16 protein-coding genes are annotated in these 21,515 nt (G+C 52.7%); 7 read left to right on the forward strand and 9 right to left on the reverse strand.

The features are described 5' to 3' along the window. Nucleotides 1–18: 18 nt before the first annotated feature. The 4 genes from QZ310_RS09050 to QZ310_RS09065 form a co-directional block, all read right to left on the reverse strand. Nucleotides 19–582 carry a DUF6452 family protein gene (locus QZ310_RS09050; RefSeq protein ID WP_297072180.1) on the reverse strand — a complete coding sequence of 188 codons (564 nt, stop codon included), beginning with the start codon at nucleotides 580–582 and terminating at the stop codon, nucleotides 19–21. A 240-nt stretch (nucleotides 583–822) separates the two neighbouring features. Continuing rightward, nucleotides 823–1,353: a nitroreductase family protein gene (locus QZ310_RS09055; RefSeq protein ID WP_297072181.1), complete on the reverse strand. Its 531-nt coding sequence runs from the start codon at nucleotides 1,351–1,353 to the stop codon at nucleotides 823–825. Between the two features lie 186 nt (nucleotides 1,354–1,539). Further along, nucleotides 1,540–2,502 carry a glycosyltransferase family 2 protein gene (locus QZ310_RS09060; protein ID WP_297072182.1) on the reverse strand — a complete coding sequence of 321 codons (963 nt, stop codon included), beginning with the start codon at nucleotides 2,500–2,502 and terminating at the stop codon, nucleotides 1,540–1,542. Between the two features lie 58 nt (nucleotides 2,503–2,560). Continuing rightward, nucleotides 2,561–3,124, reverse strand: a complete 564-nt coding sequence (locus QZ310_RS09065) for a DUF4199 domain-containing protein (protein WP_297072183.1) — start codon at nucleotides 3,122–3,124, stop codon at nucleotides 2,561–2,563. A 184-nt stretch (nucleotides 3,125–3,308) separates the two neighbouring features. Between QZ310_RS09065 and QZ310_RS09070 the strand changes: the two genes are divergently transcribed. From QZ310_RS09070 to QZ310_RS09100, 7 genes are all read left to right on the forward strand, one after another. Beyond that, complete coding sequence (locus QZ310_RS09070) at nucleotides 3,309–3,839, forward strand: LptE family protein (RefSeq protein ID WP_297072184.1); 531 nt, start codon at nucleotides 3,309–3,311, stop codon at nucleotides 3,837–3,839. 210 nt (nucleotides 3,840–4,049) lie between these two features. Continuing rightward, the gene (locus tag QZ310_RS09075; RefSeq protein WP_297072185.1) at nucleotides 4,050–4,937 is read left to right on the forward strand and encodes a hypothetical protein; all 888 of its coding nucleotides are present in this window, start codon (nucleotides 4,050–4,052) and stop codon (nucleotides 4,935–4,937) included. 2 nt (nucleotides 4,938–4,939) lie between these two features. Next, on the forward strand, nucleotides 4,940–5,338 hold the full coding sequence (gene secG, locus QZ310_RS09080; protein WP_297072186.1) for a preprotein translocase subunit SecG: 399 nt from the start codon (nucleotides 4,940–4,942) through the stop codon (nucleotides 5,336–5,338). A gap of 201 nt (nucleotides 5,339–5,539) precedes the next feature. Beyond that, nucleotides 5,540–7,372 carry an ABC transporter ATP-binding protein gene (locus QZ310_RS09085; protein ID WP_297072187.1) on the forward strand — a complete coding sequence of 611 codons (1,833 nt, stop codon included), beginning with the start codon at nucleotides 5,540–5,542 and terminating at the stop codon, nucleotides 7,370–7,372. 200 nt (nucleotides 7,373–7,572) lie between these two features. After that, entirely contained in the window at nucleotides 7,573–8,037 is a 465-nt protein-coding gene (locus tag QZ310_RS09090; RefSeq protein ID WP_297072188.1) for an Lrp/AsnC ligand binding domain-containing protein, read from the forward strand. An 82-nt stretch (nucleotides 8,038–8,119) separates the two neighbouring features. Further along, the gene (locus QZ310_RS09095; RefSeq protein ID WP_297072189.1) at nucleotides 8,120–10,525 is read left to right on the forward strand and encodes a glycoside hydrolase family 2 TIM barrel-domain containing protein; all 2,406 of its coding nucleotides are present in this window, start codon (nucleotides 8,120–8,122) and stop codon (nucleotides 10,523–10,525) included. A 280-nt stretch (nucleotides 10,526–10,805) separates the two neighbouring features. Further along, nucleotides 10,806–13,511 (forward strand): glycosyl hydrolase 115 family protein, encoded by a 2,706-nt coding sequence (locus QZ310_RS09100; RefSeq protein WP_297072190.1) that lies wholly within the window; start codon nucleotides 10,806–10,808, stop codon nucleotides 13,509–13,511. A 124-nt stretch (nucleotides 13,512–13,635) separates the two neighbouring features. Here the strand turns inward: QZ310_RS09100 and trxA are convergent, their stop codons facing one another. From trxA to QZ310_RS09125, 5 genes are all read right to left on the reverse strand, one after another. Beyond that, nucleotides 13,636–13,956, reverse strand: a complete 321-nt coding sequence (gene trxA / locus QZ310_RS09105; protein ID WP_297072191.1) for a thioredoxin — start codon at nucleotides 13,954–13,956, stop codon at nucleotides 13,636–13,638. A 229-nt stretch (nucleotides 13,957–14,185) separates the two neighbouring features. Beyond that, the gene (locus QZ310_RS09110; RefSeq protein ID WP_297072192.1) at nucleotides 14,186–15,181 is read right to left on the reverse strand and encodes a TlpA disulfide reductase family protein; all 996 of its coding nucleotides are present in this window, start codon (nucleotides 15,179–15,181) and stop codon (nucleotides 14,186–14,188) included. 35 nt (nucleotides 15,182–15,216) lie between these two features. Beyond that, nucleotides 15,217–19,026 (reverse strand): DNA polymerase III subunit alpha, encoded by a 3,810-nt coding sequence (dnaE, locus tag QZ310_RS09115; protein ID WP_297072193.1) that lies wholly within the window; start codon nucleotides 19,024–19,026, stop codon nucleotides 15,217–15,219. 158 nt (nucleotides 19,027–19,184) lie between these two features. Beyond that, the gene (locus QZ310_RS09120; RefSeq protein ID WP_297072194.1) at nucleotides 19,185–20,225 is read right to left on the reverse strand and encodes a S41 family peptidase; all 1,041 of its coding nucleotides are present in this window, start codon (nucleotides 20,223–20,225) and stop codon (nucleotides 19,185–19,187) included. Nucleotides 20,226–20,268: 43 nt separating this feature from the next. After that, nucleotides 20,269–21,276 (reverse strand): DUF3316 domain-containing protein, encoded by a 1,008-nt coding sequence (locus QZ310_RS09125; protein ID WP_297072195.1) that lies wholly within the window; start codon nucleotides 21,274–21,276, stop codon nucleotides 20,269–20,271. Nucleotides 21,277–21,515: the final 239 nt, after the last annotated feature.

Genomic DNA, 21,515 nt, shown 5'->3' on the forward strand with positions numbered 1-21,515 from the left:
TTTTTCAAACCTGTCAGTTCAAGCCTCGCCGCCGTCACCTGCGGGCTCACCACCGTTTCCGGAGTCATCTCCGCCGTCACCGCCCTCATTATCTCCGCCGGTATTGTCATCTCCCGAACCGTCATCACCCTCGTCAGGATCGGAAGTGCGGAAGAAAATCTGAATCGACTCAATGTCGATGTTGGTGATGAGTGAATCGATCACCGCCACGGAATCAATGAGATGGCGTGTATAGGTGAAACTCGTGATGAGATAGTGATACATCGCACCGCAATCCTCCGATGCGAAATATGGAGTGGCCGTGTAGTCGAATTTCAAAGTATCGACAAGCCAGGGGTAGTCGAGGCTCTTCTGTTTGTACTGGATATAGAACTCCGTCGATGGCCGCGTAGAGCGGAAAGGCAGATAGACCTGCGAAGCACGGGTCCCGGGGCCGAGAAGCAGACTATCGTTGGGCGCATCAACACCCCCGACAGCTATCGAATCGGGCATGATGGACTGTTTGGTCGACATGGAATAAAATCCTGCCAACGGCACGGAATTCTGATTCTCCGTACAGCCCACATTACTGCAAGCACTCACGACAATCCATGAGCACACTGCAATGACTATTATATGGAAGAAAGTTTTCAGAGTTTTTTAGTTTTGAGTTGTTAGTTTTGAGTTGTCAGTTGTCAGTTTTGAGTTGGGAGTTTTGAGTTGGGAGTTGTCAGTTATGAGTTTTGAGTTATCAGCAGCGAATCCTACACTTGCCGGCCTCTCCCTCAAAACTATTATCTATACTCTATACTTTACCCTCTATACTTTGACAAAGCTGCTTTGTCAACAAAACTTAACTATCTCGTCGAGTTCCTTGCGTTTTTTAGCAGGGGCTTCAGTGCCATCAGCGGGATAGCCGATGGAGATGACAGCAACCGGTTCCACACCTTCGGGCAACTCGAAAGCCTCGCTGAGAGTCTTCGGATCGAAATTGCAGATCCAGCATGTTGCGAGACCGAGCGATGTGGCAGCCAGACAGAGATGTTCCACTGCAATGGACACATCCACATCCGTATGATCCTTGCCATCACATCCGCGGTGCCATGCCTCATCGTGCAGACCACACGCAACGATAAACGAAGGAGCCGTGCGAACCCACTCGCGGTCGTAGCTGCCAAGGATAGCCTCACGCTTCTCTTCCGACTCAGCCACGAGGAAAAGCCAAGGCTGACGGTTGCAAGCCGAAGGAGCAAGGCGCGCCACATCAAGCACTGTAAGGATAGTGTCACGTTCAACCTTACGGTCCGAATATGCACGGCAAGAATAACGCTGCTCGGCAAGACGGTATAATTGAGGATATGCGTTTGATTTCATATTCTTATTAATCTATTTTTATATACTTGCTTATCTATTTTCTTATTAATATTTCTACATCAGCTCATCCAAAATGGAAAAGGGAAAGGGGAAAGTGAACATCAACTGACATCAGATAACCGAAAAAACTTCTGTCACTTCTGACCTTATGTCCTTCTGTACCCTTCAGAACCAAAGAGGATTTCATCATTCCTCGACTCCGATACGCTCCTTAATCTCGTAGTGATTACGGCCCGGAGCATTGCGGACAATCAGCTCACCGATGAACCCCGTCAGGAAAAGCATCGTTCCGAGAAGCATCATCGTCAGCGCAAGGAAGAAATAAGGCGAATCGGTCACAAGACGGTAAGGCTCACCGTGAGCCATAGCCCACAGCTTACCAAACCCGACAACCATCACAGCAATGAAACCGATGATAAACATCAGCGACCCAAGAAGGCCGAAGAAGTGCATAGGTTTCGCTCCGAACTTTCCGGTGAACCAGAGAGTGGCAAGGTCAAGATAACCGTTCACGAAACGGTCAAGGCCAAACTTGGTCGTGCCGTATTTGCGTGCCTGATGATGCACCTCCTTCTCGCCGATACGGGTAAATCCCGCATTCTTGGCAAGATAGGGAATATAGCGGTGCATGTCGCCATAGACCTCGATGTGCTTAACGACCTCAAGCCTGTAGGCCTTCAGACCGCAGTTGAAATCATGCAGATTCTTGATTCCGCTCACCTTGCGGGCCGTAGCGTTGAAAAGCTTGGTCGGGATGGTCTTCGACAGGGGGTCGTAGCGCTTGCGCTTCCAGCCCGACACGAGGTCATAACCGTCGCGCATGATCATACGATAAAGATCGGGGATTTCATCCGGCGAATCCTGAAGGTCAGCATCCATAGTTATCACCACATCGCCCTGCGCGGCCTTGAAACCGGTGTTGAGAGCCGGCGACTTGCCATAGTTGCGGCGGAACGATATGCCGTGGATGGCGAGATTCTTGGAGGAAAGCTTGTTGATTACTTTCCATGAATCATCCGTGCTTCCGTCGTCGACAAAAATTACTTCATACGAGAAGTCGTGGTCAGTCATGACGCGCTCAATCCAGGCTGCAAGCTCCGGGAGCGACTCGGCTTCGTTGTAGAGGGGAACGACCACTGATATATCCATTGTTGTCCTTTGTAGATTGTTTTGGTTCTTGGGTTGGTTTTGATGAGAAGAGTTTTGTTCAGTTGTTCGAGCGGCGCTGGCGCGATGTCTTGTGTTTCAGCGCGAAAAACGAGCTTATGAGAATCGAGAGCAGCGAACCGCTCACGATAGCAGCCATAATCAGTTCCGACACGATAGCTATCGGCGACGGGATGAAATTGGCCTCGATCATCTGCGAGGCAATGTCGGCTGCCTCGGCGAGAGCCGTCCCGGGAGCCTGCCGTCCAAGCTCGACCACACCTTGAAGCTGAGTCAGAACGAAGTCGGGCGCTATCCACTGCATGTAGATGACCATCAGCGCACCCGCGATGAGCATTCCGCACACAAAGATGACCACTCCGAGCATCCACATCATCGGGAATGTGGCACACTCCTGCAACTGACGGTCATAGCGCCGGATGAAAAAGAAAATCACCACCGGCACCCCCACCATCATCAGGAGCGAGAGCAAGCTGAACAGTGCCATTTTCGGAGCTAAAATAGGTCCGAAAAACATCAGCGTCAGATAGAGGCCGAAAATAAAGCCGTCGTCGGCACCACGGCGGTAGGGGGAAGTTATGAGATTGGTGTCTGTTTCACTCATGGTGTGAGAGATGTAATCGGGACGCGAAATCCCGCAGTTGCTATATTCGGATGGCATCGTGAAAACCACCCCGCAAGCGTCTCGCAAGGCTCATTTCATAATAATCCTTAACTTGCGCTTTCACGACTTGCAAAGTTAGGTATTTTTTGGCACTTTTTCAAGAAAGTTGTAACTTTGTACTTCCATGAAAGCATTTCGCATCAAATATATAATCAGCTCTCTGCTCGTCCTGCTCTTCTGCTGCGGATTGGCAGCCTGCCGCATCAGCTACAAGCTCAATGGTGCGGCGATTGACTACACGGTCTACAAGACCATCTATGTCTCCAACTTCCCCATCCGTGCGGCGCTCGTCTACCCTCCTCTTCAACAGACGTTTGAAAACGAACTTCTCGACTATATTTCCCGAAACACCCGCCTCCGCACCGTCGACACTCCAAACGCCGACCTGCAGCTCGAAGGCGAGATTACAGGCTATCAGCTCTCACCTCAGGCCGTCACGGAGAATGCCTACGCATCGCGCACCCGACTGACCATCCAGGTCAAGGTCACATACACTGACAACAAGGCTGAAGGCAAGGACATCAACCAGACCTTCAGTGCCTACCGCGACTTCGACAGTTCGGAAATGCTCACGGACGTGCAGGACCAGCTCTGTAACGAGATTTCCAAGGAACTCGTCGACCTCATCTTCAACGCCACCCTCGGCGATTGGTAAGATAGTTGTGGGTTTTTAGTTGTGAGTTGTGAGTTGTGAGTTGTGAGTTAACCGTCACCATAACTTCTGCCGCATCAACAACTCCAGCCCTCACAAAGTCAAAAGTCAAAAGCTAAAAACTATCAACTCAAAACTATCAACTCAAAACTCAAAACTGTCAACTAACAACTGACAACTCAAAACTAACAACTCAAAACTCACCCCCATAAAATGGATGAAGCTCTCAACCGCTACCTTCGTGCGCTTGCCGACCCTGAAATTCCGGTCGGCCTTTCCGACGTGGAGCGGCTTATGAAAGATTATCCCTTTTTCACACTCCCCGCACTCACAATGATGCAGCGCGAAGGGAGCGTGTTGCCCTCCGAAACACGCCGTAAACTCTTGGGACAGATTGCGCTCAACGCTCCCGACCCTGCCGCATTCGCAGCCCTTTCGGATCCGGAACGCGACACATGGCGCAACTTTTACCCTGCCGAGAAAAAAGCTGCCGTAACGACTGAAAAGGTCATCGACACCTTCCTCTCAACCTACGGCCACTCATCTCCGCAGGAAGATGCCTTGCTCGAACGGCTCATTTTCCACCCAACCGCCGACTACTCCGCACTTCTCGCCCGCGAGGAGCGTGAACAACACGAAGCCCTCGACGCCCTCGACGCCTCCGACACCCGGTCCGCTACCCCACCGGTCCAGAGCTTCCAGGACACCTTGATTGAAGCCTTCATCAACCAAGCCTCCACTCCATCGGACCAGCCTGACGAGTCTGACGAATCTGACAAGTCCGACGAGTCCGACAAGTCTGACAGGTCCGACCTGCCCGACAAATCCGACCTGCCCGAGGATTCCGCTCCCACCGTCGTCACTCCCCCTGCCGACCATCCCGTCGCAGTCGTGACAGAACCGGTGGCCGATACCTCTCTGAGTGAAAGTCTTGCAAAAATCTACATCCGCAGGCGCCGTTACGACAAGGCTTTTGAAATAATTCACAGTTTGAGTTTGAATAATCCAAAAAAAAGTGTTTACTTTGCAGACCAATTGCGTTTTCTGCGTAAATTGATGCTCAATTCGAGCCTAAGCGAACAAAATAAACCATCAAATTAACTATGTATATCGTATTGATCATCCTGACGCTCATCTGCTCGATACTCCTTATCTGCGTTGTGCTCGTTCAGAAGTCCAAAGGCGGTGGCCTTTCATCATCATTTGCAGGTTCAAACCAGATCATGGGTGTTCGTCGCACCAACAGTTTCATTGAGAAACTCACATGGTCACTCGCAGGAGCAATCTGCCTCCTCTCGATTCTTGCAACATTCGCTATGCCCCGCGCAATCAACGCTAACGCTTCGCGCGTGACTGCCGCTCCCGCTGAGCAGGTTGTCCCCGGCGACTTCAACACCGCCGCTCCCGAAGCTGCACCCGTTGCCGCTCCCACCGCACCCGCAGCCGAGGCTCCCGCTGAAGCTCCCGCACAGGCCCCTGCAACTGAGACTCCCGCTGAATAATCAGTCTGCCGATCCGGGTCGGTCATATCTCATACAGCCTGCTCTGACACATTGAATTCAACTTCAAAAAGTCGGCGCAGGCTTTCGTTGTTACCGCTGCAACCGGGGTGGCATCCATACCACCGTCGCTTGTCGCGCCACTGTCCCCCTACCCCGCTCACCCTCCTCCCCACCTAAATCGCAAATATAGCCCCACCGCTGATGAAAGAATTCTTCCAACTCCTTCTGAGGTTCGTCCCCCCCTACAAGAAATATCTCTTCCTCAACATATTCTTCAACTTCCTCGCCGCATTCCTGACCCTATTTTCCTTCGCCCTCATCATCCCCATCCTGGAGATGCTTTTCAAGGTCAAGGAAGCATCCTACAGCTTCATGCCCTTAGGCTCGGCTTCATTCAAGGATGTGGCTATCAACAATTTCTACTGGGCAACCCAGGAGTGCATCTCCGACTGGGGCCCCATCGGCACCCTCGTGGTCCTCTCAGCCCTCCTTGTCGTGATGACAGCCTTGAAGACCGGTACCACCTACGCCAGCCTCTACTACGTCATCCCGATGCGCGCCGGTATCGTCCGCGACATCCGCAACTTCGTCTACGCCAAGATTATCTCCCTCCCGATATCATATTTCACCTCCGAACGCAAGGGCGACGTGATGGCCCGAATGACAGGCGACGTGGCCGAGATTGAAAACTCCATCATGTCGTCGCTCGACATGTTATTCAAAAACCCCGTGATGATTATCGTCTGCCTCGGCATGATGATTGTCATCTCCTGGCAGCTCACAATCTTCGTCCTTCTCCTCCTCCCCATCGCAGGTATGGTTATGGGCCGTGTCGGCAAGCGACTCAAACGCAAGTCGCTCCAGGGACAGCAGCAGTGGGGCACCATCATGAGCTACATCGAGGAAACCCTCGGCGGTCTGCGCATCATCAAGGCATTCAATGCCGAGGACAAGGTGATGGACCGCTTCCGCAACGGTAATCAGCGTTTCTTCAACATCACCGCTTCAGTCCAGCGCCGTCAGTCACTCGCCCACCCCATGAGCGAATTCCTCGGCACACTGACCGTGGCCATCGTCCTCAGCTTCGGTGGCGCGCTCATCCTCTCCGGCACCTCCGGTATGAACGCCGCCTCCTTTATCTACTACATGGTGATTTTCTACAGCATCATCAATCCTGCCAAGGACCTCTCTAAAGCCGTCTACAGCATCCAGAAAGGTCTTGCCGCAATGGAGCGCGTCGATGCTATCCTTGCCGCGACCAACCCCATCACCGATCCCGCCAAACCGGATGAAATCAAGGACCTCAAAGGCCATATCCACTACAAAGACGTGACCTTCGGCTACGACCCGACCCTCCCCGTGGTCAAGGAAATCGACCTCGACATCCCTGCCGGAAGCACCGTCGCACTTGTCGGGCAGAGCGGAAGCGGAAAATCTACCCTCGCCGACCTCCTCCCCCGCTTCTACGACATCGACAAGGGAAGCATCACCGTCGACGGCTGCGACATCCGCAATCTCCGCGTCCATGAACTCCGCAGCTACATGGGCAATGTCAATCAGGAAGCCATCCTCTTCAACGACACTATCTTCAACAACATAGCCTTCGGCGTGAAAAACGCCTCAATGGAGCAGGTCATCGAAGCTGCCAAGATTGCCAACGCCCACGAATTCATCCTCGCAACCGAGCAGGGCTACGAGACTAACATCGGCGACCGCGGATGCCGTCTGTCAGGCGGTCAGCGTCAGCGTCTCTCCATCGCCCGCGCCATCCTCAAGAATCCCCCCATCCTTATCCTTGACGAAGCCACCTCGGCCCTCGACAGCGAGAGTGAGAAATCTGTTCAGGAGGCACTCGAACGCCTCATGCAGGACCGCACAACCCTCGTCATAGCCCACCGCCTATCCACCATCAAGAACGCCGACCTCATCTGCGTGCTCCACGAAGGCGAGATAGTCGAACGCGGAACCCACGAGGAGCTTCTCGCCCTCAACGGCTACTATACGCGCCTCGTCGAAATGCAGTCAATGAAATAAAACTGAGAAGTTTCCTGTCGATAATTGGCAATTTATTGACAATTTGTTTGTTAATCGCCGAAAATTATGTATATTTGCCACTAAAATTTGACAATATGCTTTCCGCGCGCTTCAGATGCAAAGGGTTGGAAGTTTGAGGAGGCTTGACGTAGTGCCTTTATCACCCTGCTTGACGGAAAGACTTTTTTGAGCAAGGAAACATGGAAAAGATTGATAATTTAGACAGGAAAATCCTCGAAATCATCATGCGCAACGCCCGCATTGCCTCCAAGGATGTGGCACAGGAATGTGGTGTGTCGCGTGCAGCAATCCATCAGCGCATCCAGCGCATGATCGACCTCAACGTCATCACCGGCTCCGGCTACCTAGTCGACCCGAAAGTGTTGGGCTACCGCACATGCACCTACATCGGCGTGAACCTCGAGCGCGGCGCAATGTATCGCGAAGTCGTCCCTGAACTTGAAAAAATCCCCGAGGTCGTGGAATGTCATTTCACCACCGGACCCTACTCAATGCTCATCAAACTCTTTGCCCGCGACAACGAGCATCTCATGGAGCTCCTCAACGACAAGATTCAGATGATTCCCGGCGTTGTCGGCACAGAAACCCTCATATCACTCGACCACAGTATCAGCCGCGTCCTCCCCGTCACCTACGACGACTGAGCCACGGCTATTATTTTGCCCGGCCCGGAAGAAATTCCGGCTATCTGATACAAAAGGACTAATACATACCTACATTCCGACCATGAAACGCTATCTCATCCTCGCCTGCCTGACCTGTGCGCTTTCCGCAACTGCTGAGCGGATAAATATCGACGACAACTGGCGCTTTGCTTTCGGTAATACCGATCCGGCCAAGGATTTTGGTACGGGAACAGAATACTTCAACTATCTAACCAAAGCCGCATCAATCCACAATGCCGGTCCCTACGCCGTGAACTTCAACGATTCAGCGTGGGCCGAAGTGCAGTTGCCTCATGATTTCGTGGTCGACCTCCCCTTTGCCCGTGAGGCAAGCCACAGCCACGGCTACAAAACCGTGGGCTACAAATATCCTGCCACTTCTGTCGGATGGTATCGGAAACACCTGCCCATCAACGCATCCGACTCGCTCAAACGCATCTCGCTGACATTCGACGGCATATTCCGCGATAGCCGAGTGTGGGTCAACGGCTTCTATCTCGGCGGCGAGCCGAGCGGCTATGCCCAACAGACCTACGACATCACCCCCTACGTCAACTTTGACGGTGACAATGTCCTTGCCGTCCGCTCCGATGCCACTCTCGAAGAGGGATGGTTCTACGAAGGGGGCGGTATATATCGCCATGTGTGGCTCGACAAACGCCCTGCACGCCATATCACTCCCAATTCCGTCGCTGTCACCTACCATCCCGCCTCTGCAGGAACGCCGACAGTCAACGTCAGTGGCCGCGTCAGCAATAAACTCCATTCCTCAACCCCTACGGCGCCCGAGAAATGGACTCTGACCGCATCCCTTACCGACCCCTCCGGCAGACAAGTGGCAGAGAAGACAATCTCATTGACCGACATTCCCGCAGCCGAAAGTGAGTCCGCATGGAATCTTACACTCTCACCTTCCTCGCTCACCGAATGGGACATCGACAATCCGGCCCTCTATACACTTCACCTTACTCTCAATGATGACCGTGACACCGACAGCGAGGAAATTGTCACAGGTTTCCGCCGCGTGGAGTTCGACCCGGACCGTGGATTTATCCTCAACGGCCGCCCCGTCAAGCTGAAGGGTGTCAACATGCACCAGGACCATGCAGGTGTCGGGGCCGGGATTCCCGAGGCGGTGAATATCTACCGTCTGAAAGAACTGAAGAAATACGGAGTTAACGCCTACCGCGCAAGCCACAATCCCATGACTCCAGAGGTGCTTGCCGCCTGCGACTCGCTCGGTATACTCGTTGTCGAGGAGAACCGTCTGCTTGGCATAAATGATTACCATGTCGGTCAGCTCGCCAAAATGATTGACCGTGACCGCAACCATCCTTCCGTTATCCTCTGGAGTGTCGGCAACGAGGAGTGGGGCGTTGAGTGGAACGACAAGGGCGAACGCATCGTCCGCGAACTCCGCGACATTGCCCACCGTCTCGACCCGACACGCCCGATGACCGTCGCCACAAGCGGAGGCCCCACACCGGTTATTCCCGCAGATGTTGCCGGTTACAACTATATCCTCCAGAATCCCGTCGAGCAGCACCGTCGCGACTATCCTCAGCGCTGTGCCTACGGTTCGGAGGAGACTTCGGGCTGCGGAACGCGCGGCATCTATTTCGACGACCGTGAAAATGGCCGTATGGCCTCCCTAAACCGCATCCCTGACTCAAAAGACAGTTGCATCAACCGCATCAGTCGCGGTTGGAAGTTCTACGACGAGCGCCCATGGCTCGCCGGACTCTTTTACTGGACAGGCTTTGACTACCGTGGCGAACCGAATCCTCTCGAATATCCGGCCACAGGTTCGGAGTTCGGTCTGCTCGACTATTGCGGTTTCCCGAAGGACGAGGCCTTCTATCTGAAATCATGGTGGACCGGTGAACCTGTCCTCCACATCTTCCCCCATTGGAACCTCCGTGGTCACGAAGGAGAGGAAATTGACCTTTGGGTCTATTCCAACATGGACGAGGTTGAGCTGATTGTCAACGGCAAGAATCTCGGGCGCAAACCGATGGCCCGCAACGGACATCTCTCATGGAAAACCGTCTACAAACCGGGACGCGTCGAGGCGCGTGGCTACCGCAACGGCAAGCGGGTGATGACCGAGCGAATCGAGACCACAGGCAAGGCCGTCAGGGCCATCCCTGAATATGCCTACTCCCATGATGGAGTGCAGGTCATCAACGTCTCTCTCGTTGACTCCAAAGGCCGTTTCGTCCCCGATGCTTGCAATCCCGTCACCATCTCATTCGGAGAGCAGAACAATTCGACAGATGAAAACGTCAACCCCTGCGGAATGCGTTTACTCGGAGCCGGCAACGGTGACCCGGCCTTCCGTGGCGTAGAGCGTCCCGCCACCGGCACCTCCCCCTCATCCTTCACCATCCCCGCCTTCAACGGCCACGCCCAATTCATCATCTCCAACCCCCACGCCTGCCCGGTGAAGATAGACCTGACCGACTGAGAAGAAAGCTTTTCCTATAGAGAACTACACTTTTAGAGAACCACACTTTTACATAGATTTTCGAGGGCATTTTATACACTTTTACAATATTTTTATTGTATGTTGTATGGGTGACACATCCCCAACCTTCGGGGATGTTACATCCACAAACTCATTTGCGACATAAGCAAACATATTTTGCCATATAATCAACCGTGAAAACCATGTCAAAGCATTATCTTTGCATATCGCAATCAAAGCATTGCCGTTAAGCTAATTACCAATCACAATCCAGCCCACCATGACCCACAGTCCAATCCATCTGCTCCGACATGGCATAGCCGGTACCCTCCTCTTCGTCACTCCATTCTCCCTCTCAGCCCTTGATCATAAGGGAATCACTTCCGAAACGCCTTCACCCGACAATTTTACCCTCATCGCCAATTCCATCCCGACAGGCATCTGCGTGGCTTCTGACGATGCAAAAGGTGTAGGTATAGCCGTCAACAATCTTGCCGATGACTTTGGCCGTGTATGCGGCAACAAGGCTCAGGTGAGCGGCAATCCTGATGGTAAAAGCAAAATCATTGTCGGTACCATCAACAATCCGCTTATCCTGGAGCTCGTCAAAGCAGGCAAATTAGATGCTTCACAACTTAAAGGCAAGACCGAAAAATATGTCATGACCACCATCTCCAATCCTTTCCCCGGAATGGATGAAGCCCTTGTAATAGCCGGAAGCGACCGCCGCGGAACCATCTACGGTGTCTATGAGCTTTCTGAGCAGCTTGGCGTATCACCGTGGTATGATTGGGCCGATGTTCCGGTCCGTCACCGCTCCGACCTCTCAATCGCCCGCGGCACCTACACAGCCGGTGAACCTGCCGTCCGCTACCGTGGCATATTCCTCAACGACGAAGCTCCGTGTCTGACAAGCTGGGTGAAGAACACCTACGGAACCGGCTACGGCGACCACCGCTTCTACTCGCGCGTATTTGAACTCCTCCTCCGTCTGCGCGGCAACTTCCTTTGGCCGGCAATGTGGGGATGGGCCTTCTATGCCGACGACCCGGACAATGCCCGCACAGCCGACGAGATGGGTATCATCATCGGCACCTCACACCACGAACCTATGGCCCGCAACCATCAGGAATGGGCACGTCACCGCAAGGACTATGGTGCGTGGAACTACTCGACCAACCGCACTGTCCTCGACCGCTTCTTTGCCGAAGGCATACGGCGCATGAAAGGCTCGGAAGATGTGGTGACAATCGGTATGCGAGGTGATGGCGACGAGGCCATGAGTGCCGAAGCCGACGTGAAATTGCTCGAATCCGTCATTGCCAACCAGCGTAAGATAATAAAGAAAGAGACAGGCCGATCCGCCTCCGAAACTCCGCAGGTGTGGGCGCTCTACAAAGAGGTACTTGACTACTACGATGCAGGGATGCGTGTGCCCGACGATGTAACCCTCCTTCTCTGTGACGACAACTGGGGCAACGTGCGCCGTCTGCCAAACGATGAGGAGCGGAAGCATCCCGGAGGCTGGGGAATGTATTACCACGTCGACTATGTCGGTGCTCCGCGCAACAGCAAACTCCTCAACTGCACACCCATACAGAATATGTGGGAGCAGATGACACTCACCTACGACTACGGTGTGGACCGCCTGTGGATTCTCAACGTCGGTGACCTCAAGCCGATGGAATATCCCATCACCCTCTTCCTTGACATGGCATGGAATCCCCACCGCCACAGCGCAGCCGACATCCTCGACCACCCCCGCGACTTCTTCGCGCAGCAGTTCGGTGAAAGTCAGGCAGCAGAAGCAGCGCGGATATTTAATCTACTATGCAAATACAATGGCCGTGGCACTCCGGAAATGCTTGACCGTAACACCTATTCGCTCGAAGATGGCGAATGGCAGCGCGTCACTGACGATTACGCACGTCTCGAAGCCGAAGCCCTCCGCCAGTATCTCACACTGCCCGAAGATTCACGAGATGCCTACATGCAACTCATATTGTTCCCCCTGCAACTGATGGGCAATCTCTACGAGATGTATTATTCCCAAGCCATGAACCACCGGCTTCATAGCCTCGGACTTCCCGAGGCAAACGAATGGGCCGACCGCACGGAGCGCTGCTTCGCCCGAGATGCCGAACTCATGCACACCTACAACAAAGTGATGTCCAATGGCAAATGGGATGGCATGATGACCCAAAAACACATCGGCTACACCTCATGGAATGACTCATTCGAGCGCGACACCCTCCCGGAGATCCGCCGGATACCCATCTCAATCTCAGACCTGTCGGACAAGTCTGACCTGTCCGACTCGTCCGAAAAGCCTGAAAACCCCGAAAAGCCTGAAAACTCCAAAAACTCCGGCAGCTCCTCCATCCGCCCACTCTCCGGCTATCAATTCTCTCCCTCCAATGGCTGTGTCATCATCGAGGCCCCTCACATCTATTCCACAACCGAACCGGAGAAGGGCAACGGACGCTGGACGCTCCTCCCCGATGTCGGCAGGACTCTTGGTGCTCTCGCAGTAATGCCCTACACCGCACCCCTTGATGGTGCCTCGCTCTCCTATTCCCTCTCGCTTCCTGCCGACGTAGACAGCGTGAAAGTACATGTCATTGTCAAATCAACTCTCGCATTCTCCCGTCTCGAAGGCCATCGCTACAAGGTCGGTTTTGACGGAGGGGAAAGCATCACAGTCAATTTCAACTCCGACCTAAACGAAGCGCCCGAGAATATCTACGATATCTTCTATCCCACCGTAGCCCGCCGCGTAGTGGAAAAGACTGTCACCCTACCGGTCTCCCCGGCTGTCCGTAACGCCAACTCTGCGGAAGCAAACACTGACTGTCCCCTGCTCCTCACCCTCTCTCCGCTTGATCCGGGCATAGTGTTCGAGAAAATAGTGATTGACTTCGGAGGCTACCGTCCCTCCTATCTCTTCGGTCAAGAATCACCCTGCCACAGAAACCAAAGCTACTGAAAATAAAGAGCAAAAAACCAAAAGGGACATAAGAAATTTTCAGCGATTCAATTGACTGAAAATCCTTATGTCCCTTCTGATTTTTTGTCCTTATGTGCCTTTCCATCAAGGCTCCATAAGCCAATTAAAGCTCGATGAGCTTTTTGATCTGCTTCTCGAGATTTTCCTTGGGCTGAGCACCGGCGAGGCGGAGGTCGCGGATCTGCTCACCATTCTTGAAGAAGAGGATGGTGGGGATTGACATGATGCGATACTGAGTGGTGAGGTCGTTTTCCTCCTCGATGTTATACTTGCCGATTACAACGGTGTCCTTATATTCTTCAGCGAGTTCCTCAACAATGGGTGTCATGCGCTGGCAGGGGCCGCACCATGTTGCCCAAAAGTCGATTACTACGGGTTTGCCTGAGGCGATGATGTCGTGAACGTTCTGATCAGTGAAAGTCATGATAGTTAGTATTTTAAAGATATATTAATTTAGAATTTTGAGAGTGATTCAATCAAAATTTAAGACTGTTTCAATCCATTTTCAAGCGGCAGAACCCCAAGGGGTGCGAATCCGCCCCGCAAAGATAGTCAGAATTCTTCATCCCACACCCATCCCGCAACAAAAATTGGGTTAAAATTACTTTACAGCCTGAAAAACGGCCTACTTCAAGAAAACAACCGATTTCCCGCTATTCTTCCAAAAGACGCGTAATAGTATCAAGGAGACGGTGAGTAGGTATGTTGCGCGAAATGATTGTGCCGTCAGGAGCGATTAGCATGAGTTGTGGAATGGATGAGAACGCATAAACACCCATCGGATTCTTCCCGGTAGCGACCATCTGTTGCCATGGCAATGAGTTATGTGACACCGCATCGGCAATTCTTTCAACACTTTTCTCAATAGATAGACCAAGTATCATGAAACGTGGGTCTCCGGCATACTTCTCATGGAGAGGTATAAGCTGTTCTTTGGCCTCATGTATGCATGGGACACACCAACTCGCCCAAAAATCAATGAGAACATAACGACCTTTACCGACATAATCAGACAAGCGGACATCTCTGCCATCAAGATCTTTTCCTTCAATGTCGATAAAGTTTTTTCCAATCCATGTGTCGCGCATACGCCCAAACACAGAGTTTGCCATGAAAATTGACGGATTGGTGCGCATCTCTTCACTAATAAGTGCATGGACTTCATCCCATTCATCGGGAGAACAATAATTCATGTATAAGCCTAACATTACCTCTCCTATACCATTGTCGGCATTATCTTTGATAATCCCCTTCAGCAAAGGCATTACTTCTTCATAAAGAATACCTGTAACTTGATTTCTATAGGCGCGCAGACTATCATTAAGCGGGCTTCCGGATACCACACTGTCATTCTCCAGATTGATGACTGTCAGACCGGGCCTCACGACAACCCCAACACTGAGGTTACGATTATCGGGAGCTTTCGAATGAATAGTGGCGTATGAGTTATAGGAAGTATTCCCTTTCAGCACCACCTTTCCATCAATGATTTTCCCTGAGTCCATATAACCATGGAAATCATTGCGCAGCTTCACCTCCATGCCTTCAAGCGCAGGATTAGAAACCCTTGCTTCGATTGCAAAATCGAAGGCAAGGGCTGATAGGACGACCGTCATGTATACAATGGTAATCAGAAGTCGTATAATCATTGATTCTTTAACCGGTTATATCGATTTATAACATATCAGTCATTGATGCTGAAATTGATGTCTTCTTCGGCGAGGGTGTCGACGAGTTTGCGGGAGATGGGGATGCGACGGTTGGAGCGGAGGTGGAGGGAGCGGTTGATGGAGGGGTCGAATATGCGGAATGTCAGTTCGCCGTTGGCCTCGGGTTCGCGCTTGATCTCTTCCTCGATGAGTTCCTTGACGTGTTGGGTAATCTTGTCGGACGGGAGGTCGATGGTTATCGAATGGATAAGTTTTCCCTTAACGTCGTTGAGGAGAGTCATGCTCAGGATGTTGAAACGCACAGGCGAGGAGGGGAAACGCTTTTCGTAGCGTCCCTTGATGAGAATCGGGGTGCCGGGGACACCGTAGTTGTGGAAATTGATGTAGTTCTGCTCGAAAAGCATGAATTCGGCACTTCCGGTGTAGTCCTCGATTTTCAGAATACCGAACTGTCCGCCGTTGCGGGCGGGCCGGCTGGTGAAATCAACGACCATCCCACCGAATGTCAGCTCGACACCTTCGACTGGCTCAAACTCGTTGTAACCCTTTATGGTGCATGTGCCGTAGGTCAACTCCATGTAGTAGGGGTCGAGGGGATGAGCCGAGAGATACATCCCGACAAGCTCACGCTCACGTTCGAGTTTCACTGCATCGGGCCAATCTTTCTGCGGAACTAGCGGTGGACGGCCGGCGGTGGACATATCGGCATCGTCGCCGAAAAGCGACATGGCGGCATTGTGTTTGTCGTTCTGGAAAGCCTGGCCGTAGCGCACGAGGGTCTCGGTGTAGACTTCTCCACGGGGATTCTCATAGAAGAAATCCTCGCGCTTGACACCATCGAAACCGTCGAAAGCTCCGGCATAGACAAGATTCTCGAACACGCGGCGGTTGATGGCCGAACACGGGACACGCTCCACGAAATCATAGATGGAGTCGAAGGGACCGTTGGTCTTGCGCTCGTTGATGATAGCCTTGACCACATTCTCACCCACACCCTTGATGGCAGCAAGTCCGAAGCGGATGTCGCCGTGGGAGTTGACACCGAACTCAACGAAACTTTCGTTGATGTCGGGTCCGAGAACGGAAATCTTCATGCGCTTGCACTCGTCCATGAAGCCTGTGAGCTTATTGATGTCCGAACGGTTGCGCGTGAGGACGGCCGCCATGTATTCCGAAGGATAGTTTGCTTTGAGCCAGGCAGTCTGGAAAGCTACCCAGGAGTAGCATGTTGCGTGAGATTTATTGAAGGCGTAGGATGCAAACTTTTCCCAGTCGGCCCAGATCTTTTCGAGGACCTTGGCGTCGTGGCCATTGGCCTGTCCGCCTTTGAGGAAGAGACCTTTCAGCTCGTTCATCTTGTCGATGAGTTTCTTTCCCATCGCCTTACGCAGTGTGTCGCTCTGGCCGCGCGTAAAGTTGGCAAGCAAGCGCGACAGGAGCATGACCTGTTCCTGATAGACAGTGACACCGTAGGTATCCTTCAGGTATTTCTCCATGATAGGAATATCGTAGGTGATTGGGCTGCGTCCGTGCTTGCGGGCAATGAAGTCGGGGATATAGTCCATAGGGCCCGGACGATAGAGGGCATTCATGGCTATGAGGTCCTCGAAGGTCGAGGGCTGGAGCTCGCGGAGGTATTTCTGCATACCGGCGGACTCGAACTGGAAGGTACCGACGGTGTTTCCCTGGCTGTAAAGCTCGTAGGTCTTCGGATCGTTGATGTCGATATTGTCAATGTCGACATCGATTCCGCAGGTCTGCTTGATATTGGATATGGCTTCCTTGATGATCGAGAGGGTTTTGAGTCCGAGGAAGTCCATCTTGATGAGGCCGGTGTCCTCGATGATCGAACCTTCGTATTGGGTCACGATCATCTTGTCGTTCTCCTTGGAATCCACACTCTTGTCGACGGCAGTCGCTACCGGAACCCAGTCGGAAATCGGGTCGCGACAGATGATGACACCGCAGGCGTGGACGCCGGTGTTGCGCACATTGCCTTCGAGACGGCGTGCATATTCAAGGGTCTCGCGGATGAGATAGTTGTTGGAGTTGAGCTCGGCTGCGAATTCCGGAACGAACTGGTAGCAGTTCTTAAGATTTGTCTTGAGAGTCTTGCCGTCGGGGCCGTCGGGCATTCGCTTGGGAACGAGGTTGGCGATGCGGTTACTCTCAGGGAGAGGAAGCTGCTCGACACGGGCCACATCCTTGATGGCCGATTTCGCGGCCATAGTACCGAAGGTGATGATGTGGGCCACATTGTCCTCGCCGTATTTCTCGGTTACATAGTGGAGCACATCGGCACGACCATCGTCGTCGAAGTCCACGTCAATATCGGGGAGGGAGATACGGTCGGGGTTGAGGAAACGTTCGAAAAGTAGGTCATACTTGATAGGGTCGACCTGGGTGATACCGAGGCAGTAGGCCACGACACTACCCGCAGCCGAACCACGACCCGGACCGACGCTCACGCCGAGTTTGTGACGGGCCACGTTGATGAAGTCCTGCACAATGAGGAAGTAGCCCGGGAAACCCATCGTCTTCATGATGTAAAGTTCGAAACGGATGCGCTCCTCCAACTCCGGAGTCAGCGGAGAACCGTAGCGCCGCTCCGCACCCTCATAGGCGAGTTTCGAAAGGTAGTCAGCCTCGAATTTTATGCGGTAGAGCTTGTCGTAGCCTCCGAGCTTGTCGATTTTCTTCTGAGCGGCCTCGGGCGAGAGGACCACATTGCCGTTCTCGTCCTGCGTGAACTCGTCGAAAAGCTGCTGCTCGGTGATGCGGCTGCGGTATTCCTCCTCTGTTCCGAAATCTGCCGGAATCTCGAAGAAGGGCATGATGGGGGGATGGTCGATGGAATAGATCTCAATCTTGTCAAGGATTTCAAGTGTGTTTTCGAGCGCCTCGGGAAGATCGGGGAAAATGGCTGCCATCTCCTCCTGCGACTTGAACCACTCCTGCTTGGTGTAGCGCATACGGTCGGGGTCGGCCACATAGTTGTTGGTCGAGATACAGATGAGGCGGTCATGGGCCTCCGCATCCTCGGCATTGATGAAGTGGGAGTCGTTGGTGGCTATTATCTTTATGCCATGCTTGCGCGCAAGGTCGATGAGTACGGGGTTGACCTTCTCCTGCTCTATGAAAGTCTCGCGGTTTCCGCCGGGCACAGAGGTCTTGTGGCGCTGAAGTTCGATATAGTAGTCCTCTCCAAATGTCTCCTTGAACCACAGAACCTGCTTCTCTGCCTCGGCAAGATTGCCTTCGGCGATGAGACGCGGAATCTCACCACCAAGACAGGCGGAGCATACGATGAGTCCTTCGCGATGCGCTGCAAGTGCAGCCTTATCGGTACGGGGATGGTGGTAGAAACCCTCAGTGTGGCTCTGCGACACGATTTTAATGAGATTCTTATATCCCTTGAGGTTCTTAGCGATGACAACGAGGTGACGGCCTTTGTCGGTCTTATCGGAGCGATCGGTCAGAGAACCCTTGGCAACATACATCTCGCAGCCGAATATTGGTTTGAAGGCGAGTTTCTTTTCGATTTTCGCAATTTCGGGGGCAAGTTCCTCGCGCACCTTGTCGGCCTCCCCTTCGGGAGCTTCCTCGATTTTCTTCTTCAGGTCGGCGAGCTTGCCTTTATACTTGCCTTTGAGTTTGTTGACGTAGTTGAAATATTCCTTGATGCCAAACATGTTGCCGTGGTCGGTCAGGGCGAATCCCGGCATACCGAGATCAAGGGCCTTGTCGACAAGCCCTGTCACCGATGCCTGGCCGTCAAGAAGCGAATACTGGCTATGGACATGGAGATGAACGAATTGTTGCATTTTTCGGGTTGATAAGATTGGAAAGAGGTGGTGGGTTGGATTGGTGATATGGAGATGGGTTGTCAAGTATTATAATGACGCATCATCAATGCAAAAATACTCAAAAACCGCGAGAAAACCTATCCGATTCTATCGGATTATAAAAGTTTAAGAAGCTATCACTCCTGCGGGGTCTGGAGGAGGGTGAGGGCGAAGTCGAGGATAGTGTCGTGGCCGGTGAGAGCGGAGGCGGGATCCATGTCAACGGCGCAGCCTTCAGTTGGCTCGACTCCGAATTCGGTGCTCTCGCGGTTTGCATCGAGCATCGAGCAGGCAGAGAAGCGGACGGACCACCCGCAGGGAAGCTCCGAGGAGAATGGCATACCGGATCCTCCACCTGTAGTTGCTCCCACTACCTTTACTCCCGGCAGGAGTTTCATGATTGACACAAAATTGTTGGCTGCGGAGAATGTCGAGCGGTTGGCGAGGACAACGACAGGCTTGCCCCAGCGGATGCGGCCCACGTCAGCAGGATTGTAGGTGATTTCGTATGGCTCTGAGAAGTCATTGTGCCCGGGACCGGTCTTATGCGATATGTAACCCACGACAGTAGGCTCAGAGATGAAACGGCTCACAAGGGTCTTTACATTCGTCAGATCGCCTCCGCCGTTGTCGCGCACGTCAATTATCAATCCCTGGGTGTTTTTGAGGAAATAGAGGACATTGTCGAGGTTCCCCTCGCCGATTGGATTCGAGAAGGAGGAATAGTAGATGTAGCCGATGTTGTCCTGAAGAATACCGAAAAGCATTCCGGAGCTCTGGCGATAGTTGAAGTTGAAATATGACTCCTCTATGAGACGCGCCGAGAAGTTCTGGGGATAGTCGCTCCACCATTTGCGGTAATAGGAGGTGTTGAACGGAGCTGAGAGGTTGACATGACCGTCACGAAGCTCGTCAAGCATGTCGGCACACACGAGAAACAATTCCTCGCGTGTCATTTCCGGACCGATACGCTTGGCGTATGTCGAATGGACGGCATCCCAATCAATTCCTTTCTGGTCAAGGAAACAGTAGTGTTCGTCAATGATGGTCCACAGGGCTTCAAAATTGCCCTTTGGATCATCGGCATACTCTCTGACCTCATGACAGGATGTCAGGGGCAGAATGGCAAATATGAGCGCGAGAATGCGCACGAGAGATGAATTATTGCGGAGTGACATAGCGGTCGCTGATAAAAGTGGGAGGGGAATGATTGGAGATGGATTAATAGAGCGCATGAATCATGCGGGCATTCGGAGAGACGGGCTTACGCGGATTGACCGAAAGCCACTCCCCGCTGACACCGATAGAAAAAGCGTGGGAGAAGATGTGTGTCACGACATGGTTAACCTTCGACGAGAAAATGGAACCGTGGTACCCAAGACGAAGATTGGTCGCACCGAAGTGCAGATCGGCTGTCAGTTGATTGTCTAGTTTGAAATAGTTGCCCCACCATGCTCCGTGGGCAAGCCCTTTATGGTCGCCAAGATAGATTTCATAGTACAACTCTCCATAGTCGGGAGAAAAGAAGACGCCGGCGACAGGGAGGGTCGGCTGATAGGTCAGTGTGACAGGCAAACTCCACAACTTTGTGCGCCATGACGCGAAACCGGTCAGATTGACCGTCCACGCGGCTTTCGCAGAAGCAGGATTGTTGCTGTTGCGTGCGTTGTAAAGGCAACCGACATCTATCCCAGTGGAACCTCCGATGGCAAGAGTCAGTTCCGGAATGAATGGGCGGAATCTGCGCATCATACCCCAGTCGGCCGACAGCATTATGTCCCACATCGTGGCATTCCGCGCAGGATTGTCGGTCTTATCAACCCCAAGGTTGAAATGGAGACGCATAGTCCAGTCGTCAGGCGCGAAACGCATGGCCTGATAGCGTTGATAGTCAAGAGCGGCGTGCCAGCCGGTGTATTTTATCGGGGAAAGATAGGTGTCGGTCAGATGGCCGGATCCAAATTCAGCAGTATAGGCGGCAAAAACAGGCCGAATGACCGGCTCTGAGCCGTCGTTGAATGTTTCAGTTGTTGGAGTTGTTACGGTCTCGGTATCCTGTATGGAACCGTCGGTATTGTTCGACACCGTGCGGGTGACTGTAGTGGTCACTGTACGGGTAACGGTCGGAACAGAATCGGAAAGCTGCCGCAATCCGACTGATTCAGCACTGACGGACATGGGTAGAGTCAGGAATGCGATGACAAGGGGGAGAATGCGATGATAGGTCATTAGTCTGGAATCAGGTAGAATTCGACACGGAGCCAACAGTGCCCGGCCTCCTACCGAATCACAAAGGTAATGATTTTTCAGATTATTCAGACATCCACAGATGTTTTTGATATGTCATCCGGCTTCCGCGCTGCTATGCGTTCATGCAAGGGCAGGGGTGGATACAAAAGATTTGGCCTGATAGAAAAAAAGACCGGAGCTGAAATGCTTTCGCATTTCAGCTCCGGTCGGTAGAGGGG

Origin of the sequence: uncultured Duncaniella sp. (assembly GCF_910577345.1) — a bacterium.
Classification (GTDB): Bacteria; Bacteroidota; Bacteroidia; order Bacteroidales; family Muribaculaceae; genus Duncaniella.

What these genes read in the sequence shown, in the direction of transcription:
- QZ310_RS09055 (WP_297072181.1), bottom strand. Translation starts at nt 1,353, where the DNA reads ATGAAATCAAACGCATATCCTCAATTATACCGTCTTGCCGAGCAGCGT.
- QZ310_RS09060 (WP_297072182.1), bottom strand. Translation starts at nt 2,502, where the DNA reads ATGGATATATCAGTGGTCGTTCCCCTCTACAACGAAGCCGAGTCGCTC.
- QZ310_RS09065 (WP_297072183.1), bottom strand. Translation starts at nt 3,124, where the DNA reads ATGAGTGAAACAGACACCAATCTCATAACTTCCCCCTACCGCCGTGGT.
- QZ310_RS09070 (WP_297072184.1), top strand. Translation starts at nt 3,309, where the DNA reads ATGAAAGCATTTCGCATCAAATATATAATCAGCTCTCTGCTCGTCCTG.
- QZ310_RS09075 (WP_297072185.1), top strand. Translation starts at nt 4,050, where the DNA reads ATGGATGAAGCTCTCAACCGCTACCTTCGTGCGCTTGCCGACCCTGAA.
- secG (WP_297072186.1), top strand. Translation starts at nt 4,940, where the DNA reads ATGTATATCGTATTGATCATCCTGACGCTCATCTGCTCGATACTCCTT.
- QZ310_RS09085 (WP_297072187.1), top strand. Translation starts at nt 5,540, where the DNA reads ATGAAAGAATTCTTCCAACTCCTTCTGAGGTTCGTCCCCCCCTACAAG.
- QZ310_RS09090 (WP_297072188.1), top strand. Translation starts at nt 7,573, where the DNA reads ATGGAAAAGATTGATAATTTAGACAGGAAAATCCTCGAAATCATCATG.
- QZ310_RS09095 (WP_297072189.1), top strand. Translation starts at nt 8,120, where the DNA reads ATGAAACGCTATCTCATCCTCGCCTGCCTGACCTGTGCGCTTTCCGCA.
- QZ310_RS09100 (WP_297072190.1), top strand. Translation starts at nt 10,806, where the DNA reads ATGACCCACAGTCCAATCCATCTGCTCCGACATGGCATAGCCGGTACC.
- trxA (WP_297072191.1), bottom strand. Translation starts at nt 13,956, where the DNA reads ATGACTTTCACTGATCAGAACGTTCACGACATCATCGCCTCAGGCAAA.
- QZ310_RS09110 (WP_297072192.1), bottom strand. Translation starts at nt 15,181, where the DNA reads ATGATTATACGACTTCTGATTACCATTGTATACATGACGGTCGTCCTA.
- dnaE (WP_297072193.1), bottom strand. Translation starts at nt 19,026, where the DNA reads ATGCAACAATTCGTTCATCTCCATGTCCATAGCCAGTATTCGCTTCTT.
- QZ310_RS09120 (WP_297072194.1), bottom strand. Translation starts at nt 20,225, where the DNA reads ATGTCACTCCGCAATAATTCATCTCTCGTGCGCATTCTCGCGCTCATA.
- QZ310_RS09125 (WP_297072195.1), bottom strand. Translation starts at nt 21,276, where the DNA reads ATGACCTATCATCGCATTCTCCCCCTTGTCATCGCATTCCTGACTCTA.